Consider the following 25506-nt stretch of genomic DNA (forward strand, 5'->3'; position numbering starts at 1 on the left):
ACAACATGAAACGTTCGATACTCGTTGCGCTGGTCTCCATGCTTTGCGCTAATTCCGTCTTTGCCCAATCCTACGCCGGCATCTCGCTCGGCAAGCGCGGCACGCAGCAGTGGCGCGAAGCTGCGGGCACCGTGCTGGAACCCACCGGCCGCGCCGTGCCGGTTACCGTCTACGGCGGCTACAGGTTCACCGACATGCTGGCGCTGGAGGCAGGCTTCGCACGGCTGTCGGACGCCGATTACGCCACCACCGGCGGTGAAACGTCGGCCCGGTCCGGCGCGCTGTACCTGGCCGGCAAGGCCACCTTCGCGATCAACGACAAGCTGGCGTGGTACCTGAAGGGCGGCGTCGCCCGCAATTTCCTGGTGCTGGAAACGCCCGGCGACCGCGAGGAAAAGGCGCACAACTTCCGGCCCATGGGCACCGCCGGCATCGAATACCGCTTCACGCCGCGGGTCGCCGCCGTGGCCGAGCTGGCCTCCTACGGCAAGATCGAAACGCCGAAGGCGCGCATGCGGCACAACGTGCTGCAGCTGGGTGCACGCTTCGATTTCTGAGCGGGCTCAGATCAGTTCCAGCTCGATGCCGCGCAGCACGGCGCGCACCCGGTCGCGTACCCCCAGCTTGGCGAGAATGCTCGACACGTGATTCTTCACGGTGCCTTCGCCGCACCCCAGGTTGCCGGCGATCTCGGCGTTGCCGAGGCCGCCGGCCATCAATGCCAGCACTTCCGTTTCCCGCGCGGTCAGGGATGCCGGGGCCGCCGCCGCGGGCCCGGCGCTGCGGCGGAACGATGCGCGCGTGCGCTCGGTCAGCGCCGGGCGGAACAGCGTCTCGCCCGCCTTCACGGCACGGATGCCGTCGGCCAGCCGCTCCAGCGATATATCCTTCAGCAGGAAGCCGCGTGCGCCCGCGCGCATCGCGTCGAACAGCGCATCGTCGTCATCGAACGTGGTCAGCATGATGGTCGGCGGCAGCGCCGCGGTCTCGCGCAGCAGCTCCACACCGCCGCGGCCGGGCATGCGCACGTCGAGCAGCAACACGTCCACCGCCGTCCGGGCCAGCATGCGGCCGGCCTCGATGCCATCGGCCGCCTCGGCCACCACGCGGATATCGTCCGTCAGGTCCAGCAGGCCGCGGATACCGCTGCGCACCAGCGTCTGGTCGTCGACCAGCGCCACGCGGATCATGCCGCGCTCCCCGGCAGGCGCATTTCCAGGGCCAGCCCGCCCGGGGCGCCGGCGGCGACATGCAGGTCGCCGCCCATGTCCGTCAACCGCTCGCGCATGCCGCGCAGGCCGTTGCCTTCGACGATTTCCGGCACGCCGCGGCCATTGTCCACCACGCGTGCAACTGTCATGCCGGCGCTGGTTTCAAGGTGGATCGTCAGCCGCGTTGCCTGCGCATGGCGCAGCGTGTTCGTCACCGCTTCCTGGATGCAGCAGAACAGCGTGTGCGCCACGTGCGGCGGATGGCGCGCCGCCTGGTCATCGATATTGAGCTCGGTGCGCAGCGCCGGCAAGCCGGCGCACAGCACGCGCAGGGCTTCGGCCAGGTCGATGGCGCGGTCCTGGCGCGCGTGGGTGACCACGCCGCGCACCTGCGCCAGCAGGTCCTTCCCCAGTCCGTGCGCGGTACCGAGTGCCGCCGGGGCGGCACCGCCGGCCTGGCGCAGCGCGAGATCGAGGTGCAGGTTCAGCGCCGTCAGGTGGTGTCCCAGCGTATCGTGCAGGTCGCGCGCGATGCGCATCCGCTCCGCACCCCGCACCGTTTCGCCGAGCAGGGTCTGGGTGGCCAGTACCTGCGCGTGGGCGGCGGCCAGGGCCACGCGCGACAGGCGTTCGCGCAGTACCAGGCGGGCCAGGTAGAAGGCGGCACCGATCAGCGTGCGTTCCAGGGACAGGTAGGCCAGCATCGACCAGCGCAGGTCATGCTGCATTCCGCTGGACGCCGTGGCGATCAGCGCGCCATCCGTCACGACACCCAGCAGGTATTGTGCGACCAGCCATTTCAGCCCGGTGCGGATCGGCAGCAGCATCGCCAGCTGCGCCGCGACGAGCAGGTGGAACACCAGCGAATCCATGGCCAGCGCGCAGGCCAGCTGGCCGGCCAGCAGCAGATGGCGCCGGCGTGGCGCGGCGGTGGTGCAGGCGCCATATGCCAGCGCGGCGCACAGGCCGACCACCGCTATCTTTGCAGCCGCGTACAGGACGAAGGCAAGTGGGGCCACCGCACCCTTTTCGGCAAGCAGCCCGGCGATCCGGTAGGCGAACAAGCCGATCGGATTATGCAGTTCCACGCGGCCCACGCCCTCCGTCATCACGGCGGCCACGTCGAGCGCCCCGAACATCAGCGGCCCGGCCATGGCGATCGCCCAGGGGGGCAGTTGAGGCAGCTTCAGGCCGGCGGGGAATTGGCGCATTGTCGAATCGGCAATCGAAAAGCGCATTGTAGAGTGCAAACGCGGGGCGGTGGCAATCGCGTCGCAGGTGCTCTCAGGTGCTTCCGGCTTCCATCATGCAGCGCTTCGGGCGGCCGGCACCGCGCCGGCCAGGTGCCGCCCCAGCCGCCGGCCCAGGCACAGCAGTGTCAGCGTGGGCGGCAGGCCCCACGGCGCCGGCAGCACGGCGGCGTCGCACACGTAAAGCCCCGGCGTGGCGGTTGCGAGATCGGCATCCACCACTTCACCGATCGGCGCCGTGCCGCCCGGGTGGGCGGCAAAGTGATGGCTGGCGAACACGTGCCGGGCGCCGGCCAGGCGCAGGACGTCGCGCGCGACCGCCACGCCGCGGCCGAATTTCGCCTTGTCCGCTTCCGTCAGCGTCTTGTCGGCCCAGCGCGGGCCCACGGCGCCCCCGGCCTCGTCGGCGATCTTCACCATGACCGACAGCGTGCGCGCATGGGCGGCCAGCCGGTCGAAGCGGCCCACCTGCGCGGCGAACGCGCCGTACATCGGCCGCGGCAAGGTGAGGTCGGCGAACGATATCCCTTCATCCGGCAGCGCCAGGCCGGCCGCCATCGGCACCTCGGCACCGCCGTCGAGATCGTCGACACTGCCCATCACCGCCACCACCGGATCGCTGAAAAACGGTACCGCCGCCGGCGCCAGCCCGGAGCTGTGCAACAGGCGCGGGCTGCCAATGCCGCCCGCCGCCAGCACCACGACCGGTGCGCGCACCATGTGCACCGCGCCGGCGGCCGTGACAGCGACACCCGCCGCGCGGCCCTGCTCCACGATCACTTGTTCCACGCGCGCATCGGGCACCAGTTGCGCACCATGGCGGCAGGCATCGTCCAGGAAATCGCGCGCGGTCCACTTGGCGCCGAACGGGCAGCCGTACATGCAGCGCCAGCAGCCGGTGCGGCAGATGGCGGGGCGGATCATCTTGTCCAGCTTGCGCCAGCCCAGGCCCAGGTCCTGCGCCGCCGCCATGATGCGTTGCGCCATCGGCCCCACCAGGCTGTCGGGCAGGGGGCCGAGCGGCAGCTCGGCGCGCAAGGCCTGTTCGTCGCCGGCCAGGTCGATGCCCAGGCGCGCGAACAGCGCCGCCGGCGGTGCGGCCGCCGTGGCGAAGTTGACGGTGGAACTGCCGCCGGCGGTGATGCCGCGCACCAGCAGCGAAGCATCGCGGTGAAAGAACGCGCCCTTGCCGGGTATCGCCGCCATCGCCGCCATCTGCGTCAGCGTACCCGCCAGCGGCGCGGCACCGCCGCGTTCGAGGATCAGCACGCGCGCGCCGGCCGCGGCCAGCGTGCGGGCCACACTGGCGCCGCCGGGGCCGCTGCCGACGACGATCGCACCGTAATGGGAACGGAAGAAAGACATGGCGCCATCGTACACCTCGCGCCGGGAATGACCGGGATGCATTGCTGAAACACCCCTGTTATTATCTTGCATTCATGCTTGCCACCGGGCAGGCGTCCCGTAAAACGGAGCCGGCGACGATCTCGGCGGCTGCGACTGGTTGATCGAAAGACGATATGACCCCACCACGAATGCTCGTTCTCACGGCCAGCCTGGCGCTGGCCTTCATCCCGGCGGCGCACGCGGCATCCGCCGCCACGCCCACCGCACAGGCCACCACCGCTTCCGCCCAGGCGACCACGATGAATCCCCTGCTCAAGCCCAGCCCGCTGCCGCTGCAGTATCCACTGTTCGACCAGATCCGCAACGAGCATTTCCTGCCCGCGTTCGCGGCCGGCATGGCCGGACAATTGCAGGAAATCGACCGCATCGCCAATGACCGCGCCGCGCCGACGTTCGAGAACACGATCGTGGCGATGGAGAAAAGCGGCCGGCTGCTGCACCGTGTCTCCAGCACGTTCTCCAACCTGCAGGGCGCCAACACGAACGACACGCTCGACGCGGTCGACCGCGAAATGTCGCCGAAGCTGGCCGCCCACAGCGATGCGATCCACCTGAACCCGAAGCTGTTCAAGCGCGTGGACACCCTGTATGCGCAGCGCGGCAAACTGGGCCTGGACGCCGAATCGAAATACCTGCTGGAGCGCTATCACGAGGACTTCGTGCGCGCCGGTGCGAAGCTGTCGGCGCAGGACAAGGAAAAGCTCAAACGCCTGAACGGCGAGATCGCCACGCTGCAGACGACCTTCACGCAAAACGTGCTCAAGGAAATCAATGCTTCGGCGCTGGTGGTCGATACGCGCGAAGAACTGGCCGGCATGCCGGAAGCGGCAATCAACGCCGCGGCAGCAGCGGCCAACGAAAAAGGCTTCAAGGGCAAATTCCTGGTCGCGCTTCAGAACACCACCGGCCAGCCGCCGCTGGGCGAGCTGACCAACCCGCAGGTGCGCGCGCGGCTGATGGCGGCCTCCCTGGCCCGCGGCAGCCGCGGCGGCGAGTTCGACAACCGCGAAGTGGTCCGGAAACTGGCGCGCCTGCGCGCCGAACAGGCCCGCCTGCTGGGCTACGAGAACTTCGCCGCGTATTCGCTGGAGAACCAGACGGCCAAGAACCCGGCCAACGTGAACAAGCTGCTGGGCGAACTGGCCAGGCCCGCCGTCGACAACGCGCGCCGCGAAGGTGCCGACCTGGCCGCGGTGGCCGGCGGCGCCGTCACCGCGGCGGACTGGGATTTTTATTCCGACAAGGTGCGCGCCCAGCGCTTCGCGTTCGACGAAAAACAGCTGAAACCCTACTTCGAGCTGAACAACGTGCTGGTCAACGGCGTGTTCCATGCCGCCACGAAGCTGTATGGCATCACGTTCCAGGAACGCAAGGACCTGCCCGTGTATGACCCGGACGTGCGCGTGTTCGACGTGATCGATGCCGACGGCAAGCCGCTGGCGATCTTCCTGGCCGACCTGTACGCCCGCCCGAACAAGCAGGGGGGCGCGTGGATGAACGAATACGTGTCGCAGTCGGCGCTGCTGGGCGAAAAATCCGTGGTGGGCAACCACCAGAGCATTCCCAAGCCGCCGGCCGGCGAGCCCACGCTGCTGACGTTCGATGAAGTAAAAACCATGTTCCACGAATTCGGCCATGCGCTGCACGGCATGTTCTCGAACGTGAAATACCCGCGCTTCTCCGGCACCAGCGTGCCGCGCGACTTCGTCGAATACCCGTCGCAGGTCAATGAAATGTGGGCCGTGTGGCCGGAAGTGCTGGCCAACTACGCGAAGCATTACCAGACCGGCAAGCCGATGCCGAAGGAACTGCTCGACAAGATCACCGCGTCGCGCAAGTTCAACCAGGGTTTCGCCACCACCGAGTACCTGGCCGCATCGCTGCTGGACCAGAAATGGCACCAGCTGGCGCCGGACGCGATTCCGGCCGACGTGCTGGCCTTCGAGGCGGCCGCGCTGAAGGAAGCCGGCGTCGACTACGCGCTGGTGCCGCCGCGCTACCGCACCACGTACTTCTCGCACAGCTTCTCCGGCGGTTACTCGGCCGGCTATTACGCCTACCTGTGGGCCGAGAAGCTCGATGCCGAAAGCGTGTTGTGGTTCAAGGAAAACGGCGGCCTGCTGCGCAAGAACGGCGACTGGTTCCGCAAGACGCTGCTGTCGCGCGGCGGTACCGCCGATGCGATGGAGCTGTTCCGCAATTTCCGCGGCCGCGATGCCGCCATCGAACCGCTGCTGGAACGCCGCGGCCTGAATGCCAAGTAAGGAATGCACTTGAAACATCTGAAACTGACAATGCTCGCGGCCGGCCTGGCCTTTGCCGGCGTGGCCCATGCCGCGCTGCCCGCGGCGAACCCGTTCGCCGCGCCCAGCACGCTGCCGCTGCAGTACCCCGCGTTCGACAGGATCGGCGACGCCGACTACGCGCCCGCGTTCGACGAAGGCATGAAGGAACAGGCCGCCGAGATCGCGAAGATCGCCAACAGCAAGGCCGCGCCCACGTTCGACAACACGATCGTGGCGATGGAGCGTTCCGGCCGCCTGCTGAACCGCGTGTCGACCGTGTTCTTCAGCCTGAACGGCGCCAATACCAACGACACGCTGCAGGCACTGGACCGCGTGCTGGCGCCGAAGCTGTCCGCGCACAGCGATGCGATACGCCTGAACGCGAAGCTGTATGCGCGCGTGAAAGCGCTGTATGACAAACGCGCAAAGCTGGGCCTCGACGCGGAGTCGGCCTACCTGCTGGAGCGGTATCACACCGACTTCGTGCGCGCCGGCGCCCGGCTGTCGGCGGCGGACAAGGACAAGCTGAAGGCATACAACGCGAAGCTGGCCGAATTGCAGACGGCGTTCGCCCAGAACGTGCTGAAGGAAATGAACGCTTCCGCGCTCGTCGTCGACACGAAGGAAGAGCTCGATGGCATGTCGGACGCGGCCATCGCCAAGGCGGCCGGCGATGCGAAGGCGCGCGGCCTGGAAGGCAAGTATGCGGTCCCGGTCGTCAACACCACCGGCCAGGCGCCGTTGTCGGTGCTGACGAACCGGGCCACGCGCGAGCGCCTGCTGGCCGCATCGATGGCGCGCGGCAGCCGCGGCGGCGAGTTCGACAACCGCGAACTGGTGCTGCAACTGGCGAAGCTGCGCGCCGAACGCGCCGCGCTGCTGGGTTACGCCAGCCATGCCGCCTACCAGCTGGAAGACCAGACGGCGAAGAACACGGACGCCGTCAATGCGCTGCTGGCCGACTTCGCGCAGCCGGCGGTGCGCAACGCGCGCCGCGAAGCGGCCGACATCCAGAAGGTGATCGATGCCGGCCAGGGAAGCAACGGCTTCCAGCTGGCCGCGCAGGACTGGCAGTTCTATGCCGACAAGGTCAGCAAGGAGCGCTATGCGTTCGACCAGAACGAGCTGAAGCCTTACTTCGAGCTGGACAGCGTGCTGGAGAACGGCGTGTTCTTCGCCGCGAACAAGGTGTTCGGGCTGACATTCAAGGAGCGCAAGGACTTGCCGGTGTACCAGGCCGACGTGCGCGTGTGGGATGTGTACGATGCCGACGGCAAGCAGCTGGCGATCTTCATCGGCGACTTCTACGCCCGCGGCAACAAGCGCGGCGGCGCCTGGATGAATGCCTATGTCAGCCAGACGAAATTGCTCGGCACGCAGCCGGTGATCGCCAACCACCTGAACATTCCCAAGCCGGCCAATGGCGAGCCCACGCTGCTCACCTACGACGAAGTGCGCACCGCGTTCCATGAATTCGGCCATGCGCTGCACGGCATGTTCTCGAACGTGCAATACCCGCGCTTCTCGGGCACCCGCGTGCCGCGCGATTTCGTCGAATTCCCGTCGCAGGTCAACGAGATGTGGGCCACGTGGCCGGAGATCCTGAACAACTACGCGAAGCACCACCAGACCGGCGCGCCGATGCCGAAGGCATTGCTGAACAAGGTACTGGCCGCGGCGAAGTTCAACGAAGGCCAGCGCACCACCGAGTACCTGGCCGCCGCGATCCTCGACCAGAAATGGCATCAGCTGAAAGCCGGCCAGGTGCCGGGCGACGTGCTGGCGTTCGAAGCCCAGGCATTGAAGGAAGCCGGCGTCGACTTCGCGCCGGTGCCGCCGCGCTACCGCACCACGTACTTCTCGCACGTGTTCTCCGGCGGCTATTCGGCCGGCTACTATGGCTACCTGTGGGCCGAGAAGCTCGATGCCGACACGGTCGACTGGTTCAAGGAAAATGGCGGCCTGTCGCGCAAGAACGGCGACTGGTTCCGGCAGAAGCTGCTGTCGAAGGGCGGCACGATGGACGCGATGCAGATGTTCCGCGAATTCCGCGGGCGCGACGCGAAGGTCGAGCCGCTGCTGGAGCGCCGCGGCCTCAACGACTGATCCGCCAAAAAAAACCGCGCCACGGCGCGGTTTTTTCTTGCTCCACCGCTCGACATCACAACAGCCGAGCTGGTCGTAAAACAACATCCGGGGCGCGGCAGGGGGTGACGCAGGGGTTTCCTGGAGCATGCTCCAAGCCTGCGGAACGATGTGGCCATGCATGGCCGGAGCTTCGCGGAGCATGCTCCGCGCCTGCCAAGCGGTAATGGCATGCATGCCATTGCGCCTTCCAGTCCCCGAATTTTTACAACACTCCAGAACAGCGGTCAGCCCGCCACGATCTTCCTGTTCGCCGACCCCGGCAGCGTGCGCAGCACCTTGCCGACGGACGCCGTGTACGTCTTCGACTGAATCGTGCTGACGTAGCGGTACTCGGCGCGGGTTTCGGTCGGCGTGACGGTCAGCACCACGAAACCGCGCGAGGCCGTTTCGGCGTACTGCAGCGGCCCGATCAGCTGTTCCAGGGCCCCGGCCACGGTGGCAGGGGGGAAGGTAGGGAAATAGGTCTCGAAGCCCGGCGACGTGACGGACGGCACGCCGAATTCCACGCCGACGGCCTGGCCGTTGACGTCCGCCAGGTCGCTGACCCAGGCATTGTGCGTGTCGCCGGCCAGCACGACCAGGTTCTTGTTCAGCGTGCGCGCCATGTTCAGCACCGTCTCGCGTGCGGCGCCGTAGCCGTCCCATGCATCGAGGTTGTACGGCACCGGCGCGGCGGCCAGCTGCTGCTGTTCCGTGGCGGTCAGCGCCTGGCCCGCCCGCACCTTCGCCGCGATGGCGAAGTAGGCCGGATAGCCCACGGTGCCCAGCACCATCGGCGCAGGCAACAGCATGCGCGCCATCAGCACCTGCTGGCCGAGGATCTGCCAGGTGGCGGTGGATTTCGTCATCTGGCCCTGCAGCCAGGTGGTCTGCTCCGCGCCCATCAGCTGGCGGGCCGGGTTCGACACGTCCGCCGTGAAGGCCGCGCTGTTGAAGCTGCGGTCCGCGCCCACGTAGCCGGCGTAGGCCAGCTGCTTGTCGCGGCCGATCACGCGCGTATCGAGCATGTGCAGCGACAGCAGGTTGCCGAAGTCGAACGAGCGGTAGATGCGGTCCGGCTTCGCCGCATCCGGCACGCGGATCGGCATCCATTCGTGATAGGCCTGGATCGCCATCTGGCGCCGCGCGGCCCACAGGCCCTCGGTGGCCGGATCGTGGTTTTCCGCCCCTTCGCGCCACGTGTCGTTGGTCAGCTCATGGTCGTCCCACACGGTGATGAACGGGATGCGCGCGTGCACGGCCTGCAGGTCCGGGTCGGTGCGGTATTGCTGGTAGCGGCGGCGGTAGTCCGTCAGCGTGATGATCTCGGTGGCCGGCTGCGATACGCGGCCGAGGGCGGCCGCGGTTTGCGACGCATAGCCGCCTGCCGCGTATTCATAGATGTAGTCGCCCAGGTGCAGGCCCACGTCGATGTCGTCGAACTTCGCCGCGTCGCCGTACACGTTGAAGTAGCCGGCCGGGTAGTTCGAGCAGCTGAACACGGCAAAGCGCGCCTGCGTGACGGCGCCGGTCGGCAGCGTCTTCGTGCGGCCCACCGGCGAATCGACACCCTGGCAGCGGAAGCGATAGTAATAAGCGCGGTTGGCCGCCAGGCCCGTCGCATCCACCTTCACCGTGAAATCGCTGGCCGCACCGGTACGGGTGGTGCCGGAAGCCACGGTCTTCGCAAAACCGCTGTCTTCGGCCACCGTCCAGCCCACCTCCAGGTCGCCCGCACCCGATGCCGCCGTGATGCGCGTCCACAGGATCACGCGGTCGCTCAGCGGGTCGCCGCTGGCCACGCCGTGCGCGTAGGTGATCGATTCGTACGACGGATCATCGTCGCCGCCGCAGGCCGTCAGCGGGATCGTGGATACGGCAACAGTGCCGAGGGAAAAGTTGCGGATGAACTTGCGACGCGAATTCGATTGGGTCATGGATGGGCCATTGCCGAAAGTGAAAGACGGCGCATCTTAAGCAGGGCAGGTTACGCTCTGATGACATCGACACAGGAAGCTGCCGCTCAACCGTGAGTGGCGTGGCCGCCGGCGGCCGATTCGGTGTATAAGTGGCATTATCGTTACTCGGGGAAGAATGCCATGGACAACAACCTGAAGGATTCGTTGCGCGAAGTGCATGCCGCCTTGGCAAGCGGCGCGCCAGTGGATGAGGAATTGCAGGACCTGCTGCGCCAGCTCGACGGCGATATCGAGCGTGTGCTCGAGCGGCGCGCGGCCGATGGTGCCGTCAGCGAAGAGGGCACGTCCACCTACGGCCTGGCCGAACGTACACAGGAAATTTCGGCAAAGTTCGCGGCAAAGCATCCGTCGCTCGAACCAACGTTGCGCGAACTGGGCCGTATTCTCGGCAATATGGGAATTTAGTGGAACCGGTGCGGACTCTGATGGAAATCCACGGCGGGAAGTAATATGGCTTGCCCGGTTCACGCCTTCAACAGTCGGGCGGAACCGGCAGCCGCGCCATTCGGAACATTCTAAGGAAACGCCACCATCGGCGGTTCTTCCCCGCCGAAGTTGAAGTCGGGATGCCGTTCTGCGATCATCGCCTCGATTTCCCGCACGCGCCGCACGGGCACGTCGACGATCATCAGCACCTGCCCCCGCCCTATGCGTTCCCCGAACTGTTCCAGCTTTTTATTCGGAATCGCGCTGCCGTTCATGCCGGAAGCCCAGGCGCCGAACAGCGCGCCACCCAGTGCCATCAGCAGGATCGTGGCGGTGCGCATCGTCAATCCTTCCGGCGGCATCAGCACGAGGATGATGCCGGCGACGAAGCCGACAATCCCGCCGATCAGCGTGCCCACCTGCGCACCGTGGATCAGATCGGTTTTCAGCACAAAACTGCAGCCGGGCATATCGTCCGGCAAGGTGCCCTCGCGGGCCAGGAAGCGGATATGCCGCTCCTCGATGCGCGCCAGCAGGAGTTCGTCCAGCATCGCGCGCGCGGATGGGATGTCGGGCAGCATGTAGTAGAGTCGTCGCCGCATCATTGTTCTCCTCTGATTCCTCCTCACTGCATGTTCGTTATAGGCCGCTGCCGGCGGAATGCAATGTTGGCCCGGATACTTTTTCCTGCATGGCCGCGATTTTCCACTCGCTGCAACACAAGTTATTGAATTATAAAAGCTTTTTCAAAGCGAAAAAGCGGCGGGATGCGCGCTGCGGCCTGCTTTTTGGTACAATTCCGCCTTATGAACGCCCCACTGAACCTCTTCGCGACCGTGCCCAAGCGGTCTGCCCGCGCCCCGGTCGCGCCTTTCCTGCCCATGTCCCGCGCCGAAATGGCGAAGCTGGGCTGGGACGAGTGCGACATCATCCTCGTCACGGGCGACGCCTATATCGACCACCCCAGCTTCGGCATGGCGCTGGTCGGCCGCCTGCTGGAAGCGCAGGGCTTCCGGGTGGGCATCATCAGCCAGCCGGACTGGCAATCGGCGGACGCGTTCCGCGCGCTGGGCAAGCCGCGCCTGTATTTCGGCATCACGGCCGGCAACATGGATTCGATGGTCAACCGCTACACGTCGGACCGCAAGATCCGCTCGGACGACGCGTACACGCCGAACGGCGAGCCGAACAAGCGCCCGGACCGTGCGGTGAGCGTGTATGCGCACCGCGCCCGCGAAGCCTTCCCCGGCACGCCGGTGATCATCGGCAGCATCGAGGCCTCGCTGCGCCGCATCGCCCACTACGACTACTGGTCCGACAAGGTGCGCAAGTCGGTGCTGATCGATTCGAAGGCCGACCTGCTGATCTTCGGTAACGCCGAGCGCGCGCTGGTGGACCTGACGCACCGCATGGCGAAGGGCGAGGACATCAAGTCGATCAAGGACCTGCGCGGCACCGCGTTCCTGGTGCCGCAAGGCTGGCTGCCGTCGGAAGAGTGGGGCGTGCACAACTCGACCCGCGTGGACGTGCCGGGCCGCATCGATGCGCATCCCGATCCGTATGCGATGGCCAAGGAAGACAAGGCAGCCTGCGCCACCGAGAACGCGGCACCGGAACCGACGGTCAAGCCGATCCGCATCATGTCGCGCGAGGAACGCCAGGCGATGGCGCGGGAAAAGCACAACCGCACCGTGGTGCGGCTGCCGTCGTACGATACCGTCAGCACCGATCCGGTGATGTATGCGCACGCCTCGCGCGTGTTCCACCTGGAATCGAACCCCGGCAATGCGCGCGCGCTGGTGCAGCAGCACGGCGACCGCGACGTGTGGATCAATCCGCCGCCGCTGCCGCTGGCGATGGACGAGATGGATGGCGTGTACGACATGAACTATGCCCGCGCCCCGCACCCGGCGTACGGCAATGCGCGCATCCCCGCCTGGGAAATGATCCGTTTCTCGGTGAACATCATGCGCGGCTGCTTCGGCGGCTGCACGTTCTGCTCGATCACGGAACACGAGGGCCGCATCATCCAGAGCCGCTCGGAGCCGTCGATCCTGCGCGAGATCGAGCACATCCGCGACAAGACCAAGGGCTTCACGGGCACCATTTCCGACCTGGGCGGCCCCACCGCCAACATGTACCGGCTGGCCTGCAAGGAAAAGACCATCGAGGATTCGTGCCGCCGCCTGTCGTGCGTGTACCCGTCGATCTGTTCCAACCTGGGCACCGACCACAGCAAGCTGATCCAGCTGTACCGCAAGGCCCGCGCGATTCCCGGCGTGAAGAAGATCCTGATCGGTTCCGGCCTGCGCTACGATCTCGCGGTGCGCTCGCCCGAATACGTGAAGGAGCTCGTCACCCACCACGTCGGCGGCTTGCTGAAGATCGCGCCGGAGCACACGGAAACGAATGTGCTGTCGAAGATGATGAAGCCGGGCATCGGCGCGTACGACGAATTCAAGGCGATGTTCGAGAAGTTCTCGCTCGAGGCCGGCAAGAAGCAGTACCTGATCCCGTACTTCATCGCCGCCCACCCGGGCACGTCGGACGAGGACATGCTGAACCTGGCGCTGTGGCTGAAGAAGAACAACTTCCGCCTCGACCAGGTGCAGACCTTCATGCCCACGCCGATGGCGATGGCCACCACGATGTACCACAGCCGCCGGAACCCGCTGAAGAAAGTGACGGACGACTCGGAAGTGGTGGAAACGCCGCGCACGGCCAAGGTGCGCAAGGCCCACAAGGCGTTCCTGCGCTACTACGATCCGGCCAACTGGCCGATCCTGCGCGAGACGCTGAAGGCGATGGGCCGCGGCGATTTGATCGGCAACGGCGAGAAGCACCTGATTCCGGCATGGACGCCGGGCGAGGAAAACATGACGGCGGCGCCGGAAGGCAAGCGTGCGATGCCCACGCTCGCGCCCGGCATGCAGCGCGGTGCACGGCCGGGCCAGCAGCCCGCCGCGGGCCGTGCCGTGCCGCCGGCACGCGGCGGCCGTCCGAACGCGCTGACCGGTTCGGTGACGGCGCGCGAAACGGTGGAAACCAGGGCCAGGCCATCGATCCTCGATACGATCAAGGTGAAACCGAAAACGGCGCCGAAACCGGCCGCCAAGGGCCGCCGCTAGGCCACGCGCCGGCACGGTGCCGGCGGATCCGGGCAACCCGGCAAGGGGTTGCCCGGCCGGCATGTCGGCCTGCCAGGTCATCGCCCGGTCAAGTTATCGTCTGGTCAAGTCGTTGTCCAATTCATCAGTCGCACCGCGCAAGTGCGGCGCGAAAACCACATCCGGGCCGGCGGCCATCGGCTCAGCCGTTGAACGGGCCGGGATCGGCGTTACAATCGGGCATCTCCGCGGCCACGGGCCGTCCCTTGAACGTGACTTCGCCCTCCCGTGCCTCCTGATTTTCACCTGCTGATTGCTACCCGCCGTACCGCCGCCCGCCTGGTGCTGGGGCTGGGTGCGGTGTTGTGTGTCGTCGCGGTGCCGGGGCACGCGCAGGACAGGGTGGTGCTGCAGCTGAAGCATACCCACCAGTTCCAGTTCGCCGGCTATTACGCGGCGGTGGAACAGGGGTATTACCGCGAAGCGGGCCTGGAAGTGAAGATCGCCGAAGGGACCGATGCCGAAGCGCCATTGCGCGAAGTGCTGACCGGGCGTGCCCAGTATGGCACCGGCAGCAGCTCGCTGTTGCTGGCCCGGCTGTCCGGCAAGCCCGTCGTGGCGCTGGGGGTGATCTTCCAGCACTCGCCCTACGCGCTGGCGATGCGGCAGGGGGGCGAAACGCCCGATATCCGCCGGCTGATCGGCAAGCGCGTGATGCTCGGGCCGCTCTCGGCACCGTTGAACCATGCCGACGAGCTGTCCGCCTACCTGAAGCGGGAAGGCGTCTCGCCCGAGCAGTTGCAGCGCATCGAGCACAGCTACGATCCCGCCGACCTGATCCAGGGGCGCGTGGATGCGATGTCGATCCACACCACCAACGAGACGGATTACCTCGACCGCGCCGGTTTCCCGTACGATATCCACAGCCCGCGCGCCGCCGGCGTCGATTTCTACGGCGACAACCTGTTCACCAGCGAGCACGAACTGCAGGGCAATCCGGAGCGCGTGAAGGCGTTCCGCGCCGCCTCCCTGCGTGGCTGGCAATATGCGATGGCCCACCAGGAAGAGATCGCCGACCTGATCCTGGCGAAGTATTCGCGCCGGCACGACCGCAAGCATCTGCTGTATGAAGCGCGCCAGATGGTGCCGCTGGTGCAGCCGGTGCTGGTGGAGATCGGCTACATGAACCCGGAGCGCTGGCGGCACATCGCCGACGTCTATACCGACCTCGGCCTGCTGCCGAAGGACGTCACGTTCAACGGCTTCCTGTACAACGCCGAGCCGGGCACCAACCTGGCCTGGCTGTACCGCGTCGGCGGTGGCGCCGCGGCGCTGCTGCTGCTCGGCGCCGCGATCCATTTCGCGCTGCTGGCGCGCGAACGCCGCCGCTCGGCGGACGTGATCCGGGCCGGCGAGGAACGCTTCCGCACGATGTTCGAAGCCTCGCCGATCGGCATCGCGCTGATCGACGGCGCCAGCGGCACCTTTTCCGATGTCAATCCGCGCTACCGTGAAATCGCCGGGCGCTCGGAAGACGCGTTTGCCCATCACACCTGGCTCGACTTCGTCCACCCGGAAGACGTGGCCGGGTGGACGCTGCAGATGGGGCGCCTGGCGGCCGGCGACGTGGCGGAATTCCGCAGCACGCTGCGGCTGATCCGCAGCGACGATTCGACCGTGTGGGTGGAGGCATCGGTAGTGCCGCTGCAGGCCGGCCCGCACCTGAAGCTGTGCATGGTCGAGGATGTGACGGACCAGAAGGAAACCGAGGCGCTGATCTGGCAGCAGGCCAACTTCGACACGCTGACGCAGCTGCCGAACCGCCGCATGTTCCTCGACCGGCTGCAGCACGACCTGGTGAAGAGCCGGCGCGACGGCAGCCGGATCGCCATCCTGTTCATCGACCTGGATCACTTCAAGGAAGTCAACGATACGCTGGGCCACCACCAGGGCGACGTGCTGCTGGTGGATGCGGCGCGGCGCATCGCCGACTGCGTGCGCGAATCCGATACCGTGGCGCGGCTGGGCGGCGACGAGTTCACCGTGATCCTGACCGAGCTGCAGCTGACCGACCGGGTCGATGCGATCGCGCAGAACATCATCGACAGCCTGCTGGCGCCGTTCCAGCTGGGGCAGGAACAGGCGTTCGTCTCGGCCAGCATCGGCATCACGCTGTATCCCGACGATGCCGCCAGCGTGGACGACCTGCTCAAGCATGCCGACCAGGCGATGTATGCGGCCAAGGGCGCCGGCCGTAACCGCTTCAGCTACTTCACGCCGGCGCTGCAGGTGGCGGCATTGAACCGCATGCGGCTGACGAACGACCTGCGCAGCGCCATCAAGGGCGAGCAGCTGAAACTGTATTTCCAGCCGATCGTGGACCTGAAGACAGGCCGCGTCCGCAAGGCCGAGGCGCTGCTGCGCTGGCAGCATCCGCAGCGCGGCCTGGTCAGCCCGCTCGAATTCATTCCGCTGGCGGAAAGCTCCGGCCTGATCGTCGATATCGGACAGTGGGTGTTCAACGAGTCGATCCGCTGGGTGCAGCGCTGGCGCGACGTGGTGGACCCGGATTTCCAGGTGAGCCTGAACCAGTCGCCGGTCGAATTCCAGCGCGAGGGCGGCAACTACGATGTGTGGCTGCGCGCGCTCCGGCAACTGGGCGTGCCGGGGCAGGCCATCGTGGTCGAGATCACCGAGGGCCTGCTGCTGGACGCCAGCACGATGGTCACCGACAAGCTGCTGCAGCTGCGCGACGGCGGCATCCAGGTGGCGCTGGACGATTTCGGCACCGGCTACTCGTCGCTGTCCTACCTGAACAAGTTCGACATCGATTACCTGAAGATCGACCGCAGCTTCGTCAGCAACCTGGCACCGGATTCGAGCGACATGGCGCTTTCCGAGGCGATCATCGTGATGGCCCACAAGCTGGGCCTGCACGTGATCGCCGAAGGCGTGGAAACGGCGCAGCAGCGCGACCTGCTGGCCGCCGCCGGCTGCGACTACGCCCAGGGCTACCTGTTCGACCGGCCGCTGCCGGTCGAGGAATTCGACGCACTGCTCACGGCGCAGGCCGGCGCCACCATCTGATCGCGCGCCTCGGCCGCGTACCCGGTCCAACCGGGGCCGCCACGCCATCGGTGCCCGGGGTTGCCGTCCCCTCAATCTTCACGATTTGACAGGAACAGGGATAATAGCCGTCTCGCTATCCCGTTCCGATAGTCAAAATCAATTGAAACTATTGGAACAATCAATTTTCCAAATAGCCGAGATCCCCCTAAACTGGCAACTCATTGATTCACAACACTCACGAGGAAAACACAAATGTCTCTGATCAACACTCAAGTCAAACCGTTCAAGGCAACCGCTTACCACAACGGCAAGTTCATCGATCTGAGCGAAGAGTCCCTGAAGGGCAAGTGGTCGGTCTTCGTGTTCTACCCGGCTGACTTCACCTTCGTCTGCCCGACGGAACTGGAAGACCTGGCCGACAACTACGCTGAATTCCAGCGCCTGGGCGTGGAAGTGTACGGTATCTCCACCGACACCCACTTCGCTCACAAGGCATGGCACGACACGTCGGACGCGATCAAGAAAGTGAACTACCCGCTGATCGGCGACCCGACCGGCCTGCTGTCCCGTAACTTCCAGGTCATGATCGAAGAAGAAGGCCTGGCACTGCGCGGCACCTTCGTGATCAATCCGGACGGCTTCATCAAAGTGCTGGAAGTCCATGACAACGGCATCGGCCGCGACGCATCGGAACTGCTGCGCAAAGTGAAAGCAGCACAATACGTTGCTTCCCACCCAGGCGAAGTGTGCCCGGCCAAGTGGTCCGAAGGCGCTGCTACGCTGACCCCATCGCTGGATCTGGTCGGCAAGATCTAAGCAAGCAAACAAGTATTGAGTGGTACCGCTGCCGGCATGTGTCGGCAGCAAATCAAAAAGGAAAATGTCATGCTGGATGCAAATCTCAAAACCCAACTGAAAGCCTATCTGGAAAAAGTGGTGCAGCCGATTGAGATCGTTGCATCGCTGGATGACTCCGCGAAAGCGCGGGAAATGAAGGAACTGCTCGCCGATATCGACGGCTTGAGCGACAAGATCACCCTGGTCGAGGACAACGCCGCCAACGTGCGCAAGCCGTCGTTCTCGATCAACCGTGCCGGCACCGACATTGGCGTACGTTTCGCCGGCATCCCGATGGGCCATGAATTCACCTCGCTGGTGCTGGCCCTGCTGCAGGTGGGCGGCCACACGATCAAGCTCGATGAAGCCGTGATCGAACAGATCCGCAACCTGGACGGCGATTTCGAATTCGAGACCTTCATCTCGCTGTCGTGCCATAACTGCCCGGAAGTGGTGCAGGCGCTGAACGCGATGTCGGTCATCAACCCGCGCATCAAGGTCACCACGATCGATGGGGGCGTGTTCCAGAAAGAAGTCGAAGAGCGCCAGATCATGGCGGTACCGATGATGTTCCTGAACGGCCAGCACTTCGGCCAGGGCCGCACGAATGTGGAAGAAATCCTCGCCAAGCTGGACACCAATGCCGGTGCCCGCCAGGCGGCCGAACTGAACAAGAAAGACGTGTTCGACGTGCTGATCGTCGGCGGCGGCCCCGCCGGCGCGGCGTCGGCGATCTACGCGGCCCGCAAGGGCATCCAGACCGGCGTGCTGGCGGAACGCTTCGGCGGCCAGGTGCTGGACACGCTGGCGATCGAGAACTTCGTGTCGATCCAGGAAACCGACGGCCCGAAATTCGCCGTGGCGCTGGAGCAGCACGTCAAGCAGTATGAAGTGGACATCATGAACACCCAGCGCGCCGTGAAGCTGGTGCCGGGCAGGATCGCCGAAGTGCATACGGCCACCGGCGCGGTGCTGCGCGCCAAGACCGTGATCCTGTCCACCGGTGCCCGGTGGCGCGAGATCAACGTGCCCGGCGAGAAGGAATACCGCAACCACGGCGTGGCGTACTGCCCGCACTGCGACGGCCCGCTGTTCAAGGGCAAGCGCGTGTCGGTGATCGGCGGCGGCAACTCCGGCGTGGAAGCGGCGATCGACCTGGCCGGCATCGTCCAGCACGTTACGCTGATCGAGTTCGGCAACGAACTGCGCGCCGATGCCGTGCTGCAGCGCAAGCTGCGCTCGCTGCCGAACGTGAAGATCATCCTGTCGGCGCAGACGACCGAGATCCACGGCGACGGCAAGAAGGTGAACGGCCTGTCGTACAAGGACCGCGTGTCCGGCGACGTGCACCGCGTGGACCTGGAAGGCGTGTTCGTGCAGATCGGCCTGGTGCCGAACACGGAGTGGCTGAAGGGTACCGTGGCGCTGTCGAAGCACGGCGAGATCGAGATCGATGCGAAGGGCCAGACCTCGGTGCCGGGCGTGTTCGCCGCCGGCGACGTGACCACCGTGCCGTACAAGCAGATCGTGATCGCCGTGGGCGCCGGCGCAACGGCCGCGCTGTCGGCCTTCGATCACCTGATCCGTTCGGGCGACGATGAAGTGGAAGCCGAGCAGGCTGCGATCGCCGCCGTGGCGTAACGCCGTACCGCAGTCTTGAAAAAGGGAGCCTCGCGCTCCCTTTTTTTTGCTCCGTGCCGCCAGCAGCCAGCGCCGGCGAGGCACTGGTGTCGGACATTATTTTCTGGGCGAATTACCCAGAAAATAGTGTCGGACACCGGTTTTCAGCATATTTCCGAGTGACAGGGGCTTGCCTTGCGCCCAAGAGTTTATTTGAGGTCGTTGCTGGCCTGCTTCACTCGCAGCGAGCGGGCATAGCGGTGCCGGGCCTGCAGCCTGGCATCGGTGATCAGCACGCCGATGGTTTCGCCGACCACCATTACCACGCCCAGCAGCGGCAGCACCAGCATCAGGCCGGTCACGCCGGCCAGCGCGCCGCCCACGAACAGCATCACCACCGTGACCAGCGGATGCATGCGCAGGCTGCGGCCCAGCGTCATCGGCATGAAGATGAAGTCGTCCAGCAGCCGGGCGATGACGAACACGACGATCGCGCTGTAGGCCACGAAATTGCTGTCCGGCGTATCGGCCGAAGCCACCAGCACCACGACCACGCAGCCGGCGATCGAGCCCACGTACGGTACCCACGCCAGCACGGCGGCGATGAAGCCGAGCAGCAGCGGCGAGGACAGGCCGATGGCCCACAGGCCCAGGGCCAGCACCACGGTGTCGATGATCGTCAGCGTCAGCATGCCATGGAAGTAGCGGCGCGCCGTCTGGTCGACCTCGTGCAGCAGGAACAGCGTCTTTTCGAAGAACGCGTTCGGCACCGCGCGCGCCAGGAAGCGCTTGAAGCGGCGGCCGTCGCGCAGGAAGAAGAATGCCAGGAACGGCGCCAGCAGCAGCGACGGCACCCAGGCGGCCGTGGTGACCAGCACATCGGTCAGGTGGCGCTGCACGAATTCGCGCGAGTACTGCGCCAGGTTCAGGTCGATCGAATCGCCCAGGCGCGCCGGCCGCAGGAATGGAAACTGCCTCTCCAGTGCGCCCAGCATGTTGCGCACGAAGCGCACGCCGGCATCCAGGTAGCGTGCCGGCATGTCCTGCCAGTCGGTGGCCGGCGCGGGAATCCACACCACCAGCACGAGTACCGTGAGCAGCGTGAACGATGCAAAACCGGCGCCGACCAGCATGGCGGACGTGTTGCGCGTGAAGCCCATGCGCAGCAGCCGCTGGAAGGGCGACAGCAGCACGTAATACAGGATGATCGCCAGCAGGAACGGCAACGACAGCCACAGCACCTTCTGCATCAGGTACAGCAGCACGCACGTGGCGGCGACAATGCCGCACCAGACGATGGGCCCGGACTGCTGCCGGTCCACCATCAAAGTACCTCGATGTGCGGCGAGTCGATCGACATCCGTTCGCGCAGCCGGGAGCCGATGTGGCGCGCCAGCGCCAGCGAGATCTTGTAGCCGATCACGGCATCGGTTTCCATCAGGCTCATGAAGTCGGCGCGGAAGAATACCGCCAGTTCGCAGTCGTCCCACGCGCGTGCCTGCGCGGTGCGGGGCGAGTTGTCCAGCAGCGCCAGGTCGCCGAAGAATGCGCCGGGCGACAGTTCGGTGATGATTTCCGCCATGCCGTTCACGTTGCGGTTGATCTGCACGTGGCCGGCCGTGATCAGGTACAGCGCCTGGCCTTCTTCCCCCTCGTCGAAGATGATTTCGCCGGCCAGGTAGCGCCGTTCGTGCATCAGGCCGTCAACGATCTTCAGTTCGAGTGGCGTCAGCGAGTTGAGGAGGACAGTCTCGCGCAGCCTGGCCAGGCGTGGCGACAGCGGGGGCGGCTTCAGAAAACCGAAAATCACGGAGGCTCCAGGATAGGGAAGGGATGGTTGCGCTGCCATTGTCGCCGGTTTGCGGTGATCGGGTGTTGTGGGACGCACACAGTGTGGGAGGGGCAGGGAGTGAGGCAGGGTTTCGCGAAGCGGTGCTTCGCGCCTGCCGAACGACGCAGCCATGCAGGGCTGCGGCTTCGCGAAGCAGATAATGAAAAGCCCGGCAAGCCGGGCTTTTGATGGCAAAGCAGATGGGGCTCGCCTACATTCTGCAGGCCGCGGATTCGCTTGCAAGCGAATCCCTTCGAGCCCCGCCGTGCTTCCCGCAGGGGAAGCACTCCGCTCGTCAGCATCAGACGCAAAAAAGCCCGGCAAGCCGGGCTTTTTTACTGATGCTGGCGGAGCGGACGGGGCTCGTCCACATTCTGCGGACCGCGGATTCGCTTGCAAGCGAATCCCTTCGAGCCCCGCCGTGCTTCCCGCAGGGGAAGCACTCCGCTGCGCTGCGCATCAGACGCAAAAAAGCCCGGCAAGCCGGGCTTTTTTACTGATGCTGGCGGAGCGGACGGGGCTCGAACCCGCGACCCCCGGCGTGACAGGCCGGTATTCTAACCAACTGAACTACCGCTCCAATCAGTTCTTGCACAAGCAGGAACTGAAAAACTGTGCGTCGCTGCTGCGACAAGAAAAAAGCCCGAAGTGACGGGCTCTTTTCAGAATCCTGGCGGAGCGGACGGGGCTCGAACCCGCGACCCCCGGCGTGACAGGCCGGTATTCTAACCAACTGAACTACCGCTCCAGGTCTTCAACATCGAGTATTTGGTGGGCGCTGAGAGGCTCGAACTCCCGACCTAATCCTTGTAAGGGATCCGCTCTACCAACTGAGCTAAGCGCCCCTTCATCACCTTTCGATGCTTCGAGCGTTTGTCACAACGCTCAGAAGAGGCCGTATTCTACTGCGTCATTTCGCGAATTTGCAAGGGCTTTCGCGAAAATCTTCCAGCCGGCCCCTGCAAGCGATGCTACGCTGCGGTTTTCAACCGGGAGGGTCGATGAGCGCCACCAAGGACGATGCCGGCACCGCCTCCATTGACCGCCTGTATGGCCGCGTCAGCCGCCGCCTGCTGCCGTTCCTGTTCCTCTGCTACGTGGCGGCCTACCTGGACCGCGTCAACGTCGGCTTCGCCAAGCTGCAGATGCAGGCCGATCTCGCCCTGTCGGACACCGTCTACGGCATCGGCGCCGGCATTTTCTTCGTCGGTTACTTCCTGTTCGAGGTGCCGTCGAACCTGCTGATGGAGCGGGTGGGCGCGCGGCGCTGGATCGCCCGCATCATGATCAGCTGGGGCCTCGTGTCGGCGGCCACGATGTTCGCCACCGGCCCGGCCAGCTTCTATGCGTTGCGTTTCCTGCTCGGCGTGGCCGAGGCGGCTTCTTTCCGGGCGTGGTGCTGTACCTCACCTACTGGTATCCGGCGCAGCGGCGCGCCCGTATCGTGGCACTGTTCATGAGCGGCGTGGCCGTGGCGGGCGTGGTCGGCGGCCCGTTGTCCGGCGCCATCATGAGCGGATTCGCCGGCCGGGCCGGGCTGCACGGCTGGCAGTGGCTGTTCCTGCTCGAAGGCATTCCGTCGATCGCGCTGGGTATCTGGACGCTGTCCTACCTCGATGACGATATCCGCGCCGCGCGCTGGCTGGACGACGCCGACAAGGCCGCGCTCGAGGCGGCGCTGGCGCCGGAAGCGGCGGCGAAACAGCATTTGCCATTGGCGCGCCTGTTCGCCAGCGGCACCGTGTGGCTGCTGGCGCTGGTGTACTTCCTGTGCGTGATGGGATTGTATGGCGTGAGCTTCTGGCTGCCGCAACTGCTGCGCAACAGCGGCGTGCAGGACGTGTTCCACATCGGCCTGCTGACCGCCATTCCGTATGGCGTGGCCGCCGTGGCCATGGTGCTGGCCGCGCGCCACTCGGACCGCAGCGGCGAGCGGCGCTGGCATATCGCCGTTGCCGCGTTTGCCGGTGCGGCGGGGTTGACGATGGCTACCGCTTACGCGCACGACACCGTGCTGGCGCTGGCCGCGCTGTCGCTCGCAACGGCCGGCATCCTGGCCACCTTCCCGATCTTCTGGAGCCTGCCGACGGCACTGCTGGGCGGCACCGCGGCGGCGGCCGGCATCGCGCTGGTCAACTCGGTCGGCAACCTCGCCGGCTTCGCCAGCCCTTACCTGGTGGGCGCCATCCGCGATGCGACGGGCAGCACGGCGGCCGGCATCATGGTGCTGTCCGCCAGCCTGGTGCTGGGCGGACTGCTCGTGCTGGCGGTGGGCCGGCGCGTGCCCTAGTTCAAAGCGGGATCAAAACTCTTCCCAGTCGTCGCCTTCCGGGGCCTTGGTGGCGGGGCGCGGCTTGGCCGCGGCCTTGCCGGCCGGTGCGCGTGGCGCCACAGGCGCCTTGCCCGTCAGCTTCGGCTGGGGCGGGCGAGCCACCGCGGAGGAGGGCGGCGAAATGGAGGCCGATGGGGCATGCGAGGGCGACGCAAACACCGGCGCGGCGGTGCGATCGTCGATGCGGAACACGGCGATCGCCGCCACCAGCCGTTGCGCCTGTTCGCGCATGCTGGCGGCAGCTGCCGCCGCTTCCTCGACCAGCGCGGCGTTCTGCTGCGTGGCCGTATCCATCGTCACGATCGTGGTGTTCACCTGGGCGATGCCGGAGCTCTGCTCCTGGCTGGCCGAGGCGATCTCGTTCATGATGTCCGCCACCTGCTGGACCGACGTCACGATGCGGTCCATCGTCGAGCCGGCCTGGTCCACCAGCCGGCTGCCGGCATCCACCTTCTCGACCGAATCGCTGATCAGTTCCTTGATTTCACGCGCCGCGCTGGCCGAGCGCTGCGCCAGGTTGCGCACTTCCGACGCCACCACCGCGAAGCCGCGGCCCTGCTCGCCGGCGCGTGCCGCCTCCACCGCGGCGTTCAGCGCCAGGATGTTGGTCTGGAATGCGATGCCGTCGATGACGCCGATGATGTCGACGATCTTCGACGAGCTTTCCTTGATCGAGCCCATCGTTTCCACCACCTGGCTGACGACCTGCCCGCCTTCGTTCGCATGGCTGGCGGCCGAGACCACCAGCTGGTTCGCCTGGCGCGCGTTTTCCGCGTTGGCCTGCACGGTGGAGGTCAGTTCCTCCATCGACGATGCCGTCTCTTCCAGGCTGGCGGCCTGCTGTTCGGTGCGGTTGGACAGGTCCATGTTGCCCGATGCGATCTCGGCGGCCGCGGTATTGATCGTGTCGGTGCTGTCGCGCACGGTGCGCACGGTGCCCGTCAGCGATGCCGTCATGTCGCGCAGCGCGCCCAGCAGGCGGCCCATCTCGTCCTTGCGGGTGATCACGATCTGCGCCGTCAGGTCGCCGGCGGCCACCGTTTCCGCGATCTGCACCGCTTCGCCGATCGGGCCCGTGACCGAGCGCGTGATCAGCCAGCCGATCACGACCGATATGATGGTGGCCAGCACCAGCAGCACGATCATCAGCGTGGTGGCCGCCTTGGCCGATGCCGTGGCGGCCTCGGCGTCGCGCGTCATCAGCTCGCGCTGTACTTTCAGGAGTTCGTCGAGATGGCGGAAGTACACCGTCTGCGCCGGGATCACCGTGTTGAACATCGCCTGCACGGCGCCTTCGCGGTCGCCGCCGCGGTATTGCGCGATGGCCTTGTCGAGCAGCTCCTTGTAGGCGAAGTAGGCGGTGTTCTGCTGGTCGAACACGGCGCGTACGTCGGGCGTCAGGTCCGATTTATGCATTTTTGCCGCCGATTCGCCGCCGGCCCGGTCGGCGTCGGCCATCTGGCGCAGGAATTCCTGGGTCTGCGCGGCATCCGGCGTCAGCATCGCGTTGCGCACCGCCTGCGCGCCGCGGTTGACCTGGCTGCGCATGTCGTTGAGCAGCGTGACCTTGACATAGCGGTCGTTGACGAGCTTGTCGGTACGGCCCGCCACTTCCTGGATGCGGCTGATGCCGACCAGCGACATGATCAGCATGATGATGATGGCCACCGCGAAGCCGAAGGCGAGGCGGGTGCCGATACGCAGGTTGGATAGGTTCACGATTGGGTTTTCCTTCGGTCAGAATGAGTGGCGCATGCCGGTGTCGCGGCACATGGCGGACGGCAGCATGGGGATCCGGCCGCGCATGGCGACCGTGTACAGGACGGGGCGTTTCGGCATGCGGTTGTCATCGCCGGGGGAGGAGAGAACACAGCAATAAAGACGGCAATCCGGCGTCATGTTGGCGTTATTGGTTGAAAGTTCCGATGGTACGCGTGTTCGTGTTGCACACGGTACTTTCGCGACGCTACTGTTGCGTAAATACGATGGATAAAATTGCACTAAGTAATTGAAAAATATAAAGAA

The 25506-nt window shown here is 65.8% G+C and carries 16 protein-coding genes, 3 tRNA genes and 1 pseudogene; 9 read left to right on the top strand and 11 right to left on the bottom strand.

Features of this window, described 5'->3' with window-relative positions; translation table 11 throughout:
• The first annotated feature begins 5 nt into the window (after positions 1-5).
• Positions 6-557 carry an outer membrane beta-barrel protein gene (locus GJV26_RS14600; protein WP_155709447.1) on the top strand — a complete coding sequence of 184 codons (552 nt, stop codon included), beginning with the start codon at positions 6-8 and terminating at the stop codon, positions 555-557.
• Positions 558-563: 6 nt separating this feature from the next.
• Here the strand turns inward: GJV26_RS14600 and GJV26_RS14605 are convergent, their stop codons facing one another.
• From GJV26_RS14605 to GJV26_RS14615, 3 genes are all read right to left on the bottom strand, one after another.
• Positions 564-1190: a response regulator gene (locus GJV26_RS14605; RefSeq protein WP_155709448.1), complete on the bottom strand. Its 627-nt coding sequence runs from the start codon at positions 1188-1190 to the stop codon at positions 564-566.
• Positions 1187-2422, bottom strand: a complete 1236-nt coding sequence (locus GJV26_RS14610) for a sensor histidine kinase (protein ID WP_173346209.1) — start codon at positions 2420-2422, stop codon at positions 1187-1189. Before GJV26_RS14610 ends, GJV26_RS14605 begins: the two co-directional genes overlap by 4 nt.
• A gap of 93 nt (positions 2423-2515) precedes the next feature.
• Entirely contained in the window at positions 2516-3826 is a 1311-nt protein-coding gene (locus tag GJV26_RS14615) for a GMC family oxidoreductase N-terminal domain-containing protein (protein WP_155709450.1), read from the bottom strand.
• Positions 3827-3981: 155 nt separating this feature from the next.
• Here GJV26_RS14615 and GJV26_RS14620 point away from each other — a divergent pair, with 155 nt between their 5' ends.
• Together GJV26_RS14620 and GJV26_RS14625 are read left to right on the top strand one after the other, a co-directional pair.
• Positions 3982-6132, top strand: a complete 2151-nt coding sequence (locus GJV26_RS14620) for a M3 family metallopeptidase (protein WP_229419302.1) — start codon at positions 3982-3984, stop codon at positions 6130-6132.
• A 30-nt stretch (positions 6133-6162) separates the two neighbouring features.
• Positions 6163-8259: a M3 family metallopeptidase gene (locus tag GJV26_RS14625; protein ID WP_229419598.1), complete on the top strand. Its 2097-nt coding sequence runs from the start codon at positions 6163-6165 to the stop codon at positions 8257-8259.
• Positions 8260-8525: 266 nt separating this feature from the next.
• On the opposite strand, the gene GJV26_RS14630 is transcribed toward GJV26_RS14625, so the two are convergent.
• The gene (locus GJV26_RS14630) at positions 8526-10217 is read right to left on the bottom strand and encodes an alkaline phosphatase D family protein (RefSeq protein WP_155709452.1); all 1692 of its coding nucleotides are present in this window, start codon (positions 10215-10217) and stop codon (positions 8526-8528) included.
• Between the two features lie 162 nt (positions 10218-10379).
• Between GJV26_RS14630 and GJV26_RS14635 the strand changes: the two genes are divergently transcribed.
• On the top strand, positions 10380-10664 hold the full coding sequence (locus tag GJV26_RS14635) for a DUF4404 family protein (protein ID WP_155709453.1): 285 nt from the start codon (positions 10380-10382) through the stop codon (positions 10662-10664).
• Between the two features lie 110 nt (positions 10665-10774).
• Here the strand turns inward: GJV26_RS14635 and GJV26_RS14640 are convergent, their stop codons facing one another.
• Positions 10775-11290 (bottom strand): DUF1269 domain-containing protein, encoded by a 516-nt coding sequence (locus GJV26_RS14640; RefSeq protein ID WP_229419303.1) that lies wholly within the window; start codon positions 11288-11290, stop codon positions 10775-10777.
• 201 nt (positions 11291-11491) lie between these two features.
• Between GJV26_RS14640 and GJV26_RS14645 the strand changes: the two genes are divergently transcribed.
• The 4 genes from GJV26_RS14645 to ahpF all read left to right on the top strand — a co-directional run bounded on the left by GJV26_RS14645 (position 11492) and on the right by ahpF (position 19339).
• Positions 11492-13813, top strand: coding sequence for a YgiQ family radical SAM protein (locus GJV26_RS14645; protein WP_155709454.1), 2322 nt, complete (start codon positions 11492-11494; stop codon positions 13811-13813).
• A 267-nt stretch (positions 13814-14080) separates the two neighbouring features.
• Complete coding sequence (locus GJV26_RS14650) at positions 14081-16879, top strand: EAL domain-containing protein (RefSeq protein WP_189441613.1); 2799 nt, start codon at positions 14081-14083, stop codon at positions 16877-16879.
• Between the two features lie 234 nt (positions 16880-17113).
• Positions 17114-17677: an alkyl hydroperoxide reductase subunit C gene (ahpC, locus tag GJV26_RS14655; protein ID WP_155709455.1), complete on the top strand. Its 564-nt coding sequence runs from the start codon at positions 17114-17116 to the stop codon at positions 17675-17677.
• Between the two features lie 69 nt (positions 17678-17746).
• Positions 17747-19339, top strand: a complete 1593-nt coding sequence (gene ahpF, locus GJV26_RS14660) for an alkyl hydroperoxide reductase subunit F (protein WP_155709456.1) — start codon at positions 17747-17749, stop codon at positions 19337-19339.
• Positions 19340-19527: 188 nt separating this feature from the next.
• Here the strand turns inward: ahpF and GJV26_RS14665 are convergent, their stop codons facing one another.
• From GJV26_RS14665 to GJV26_RS14685, 5 genes are all read right to left on the bottom strand, one after another.
• On the bottom strand, positions 19528-20643 hold the full coding sequence (locus GJV26_RS14665) for an AI-2E family transporter (protein WP_155709457.1): 1116 nt from the start codon (positions 20641-20643) through the stop codon (positions 19528-19530).
• The gene (locus tag GJV26_RS14670; RefSeq protein ID WP_229427889.1) at positions 20643-21128 is read right to left on the bottom strand and encodes a cyclic nucleotide-binding domain-containing protein; all 486 of its coding nucleotides are present in this window, start codon (positions 21126-21128) and stop codon (positions 20643-20645) included. The genes GJV26_RS14665 and GJV26_RS14670 overlap by 1 nt, the downstream gene beginning before the upstream one ends.
• A 524-nt stretch (positions 21129-21652) precedes the next feature.
• A tRNA-Asp gene (locus tag GJV26_RS14675) sits at positions 21653-21729 on the bottom strand.
• A gap of 91 nt (positions 21730-21820) precedes the next feature.
• Positions 21821-21897 (bottom strand) — tRNA-Asp (locus tag GJV26_RS14680).
• A 21-nt stretch (positions 21898-21918) separates the two neighbouring features.
• Positions 21919-21994 (bottom strand) — tRNA-Val (locus GJV26_RS14685).
• Between the two features lie 156 nt (positions 21995-22150).
• On the opposite strand from GJV26_RS14685, the pseudogene GJV26_RS14690 reads away from it, so the two are divergent.
• Positions 22151-23439, top strand: a pseudogene (locus GJV26_RS14690) (MFS transporter).
• 12 nt (positions 23440-23451) lie between these two features.
• Here the strand turns inward: GJV26_RS14690 and GJV26_RS30555 are convergent.
• Positions 23452-25200 carry a methyl-accepting chemotaxis protein gene (locus tag GJV26_RS30555; RefSeq protein WP_155709459.1) on the bottom strand — a complete coding sequence of 583 codons (1749 nt, stop codon included), beginning with the start codon at positions 25198-25200 and terminating at the stop codon, positions 23452-23454.
• Positions 25201-25506: the final 306 nt, after the last annotated feature.

It is taken from the genome of Pseudoduganella dura (assembly GCF_009727155.1).
Taxonomy (GTDB): Bacteria; Pseudomonadota; Gammaproteobacteria; order Burkholderiales; family Burkholderiaceae_D; genus Rugamonas; species Rugamonas dura.

Coding starts and splice junctions, on each gene's coding strand:
- GJV26_RS14610 (WP_173346209.1), bottom strand. CDS start 2,422: ATGCGCCAATTCCCCGCCGGCCTGAAGCTGCCTCAACTGCCCCCCTGG.
- GJV26_RS14665 (WP_155709457.1), bottom strand. CDS start 20,643: ATGGTGGACCGGCAGCAGTCCGGGCCCATCGTCTGGTGCGGCATTGTC.
- GJV26_RS14605 (WP_155709448.1), bottom strand. CDS start 1,190: ATGATCCGCGTGGCGCTGGTCGACGACCAGACGCTGGTGCGCAGCGGT.
- GJV26_RS14625 (WP_229419598.1), top strand. CDS start 6,163: ATGCTCGCGGCCGGCCTGGCCTTTGCCGGCGTGGCCCATGCCGCGCTG.
- GJV26_RS14635 (WP_155709453.1), top strand. CDS start 10,380: ATGGACAACAACCTGAAGGATTCGTTGCGCGAAGTGCATGCCGCCTTG.
- ahpF (WP_155709456.1), top strand. CDS start 17,747: ATGCTGGATGCAAATCTCAAAACCCAACTGAAAGCCTATCTGGAAAAA.
- GJV26_RS14645 (WP_155709454.1), top strand. CDS start 11,492: ATGAACGCCCCACTGAACCTCTTCGCGACCGTGCCCAAGCGGTCTGCC.
- GJV26_RS14600 (WP_155709447.1), top strand. CDS start 6: ATGAAACGTTCGATACTCGTTGCGCTGGTCTCCATGCTTTGCGCTAAT.
- ahpC (WP_155709455.1), top strand. CDS start 17,114: ATGTCTCTGATCAACACTCAAGTCAAACCGTTCAAGGCAACCGCTTAC.
- GJV26_RS14620 (WP_229419302.1), top strand. CDS start 3,982: ATGACCCCACCACGAATGCTCGTTCTCACGGCCAGCCTGGCGCTGGCC.
- GJV26_RS14630 (WP_155709452.1), bottom strand. CDS start 10,217: ATGACCCAATCGAATTCGCGTCGCAAGTTCATCCGCAACTTTTCCCTC.
- GJV26_RS14615 (WP_155709450.1), bottom strand. CDS start 3,826: ATGTCTTTCTTCCGTTCCCATTACGGTGCGATCGTCGTCGGCAGCGGC.
- GJV26_RS14640 (WP_229419303.1), bottom strand. CDS start 11,290: ATGATGCGGCGACGACTCTACTACATGCTGCCCGACATCCCATCCGCG.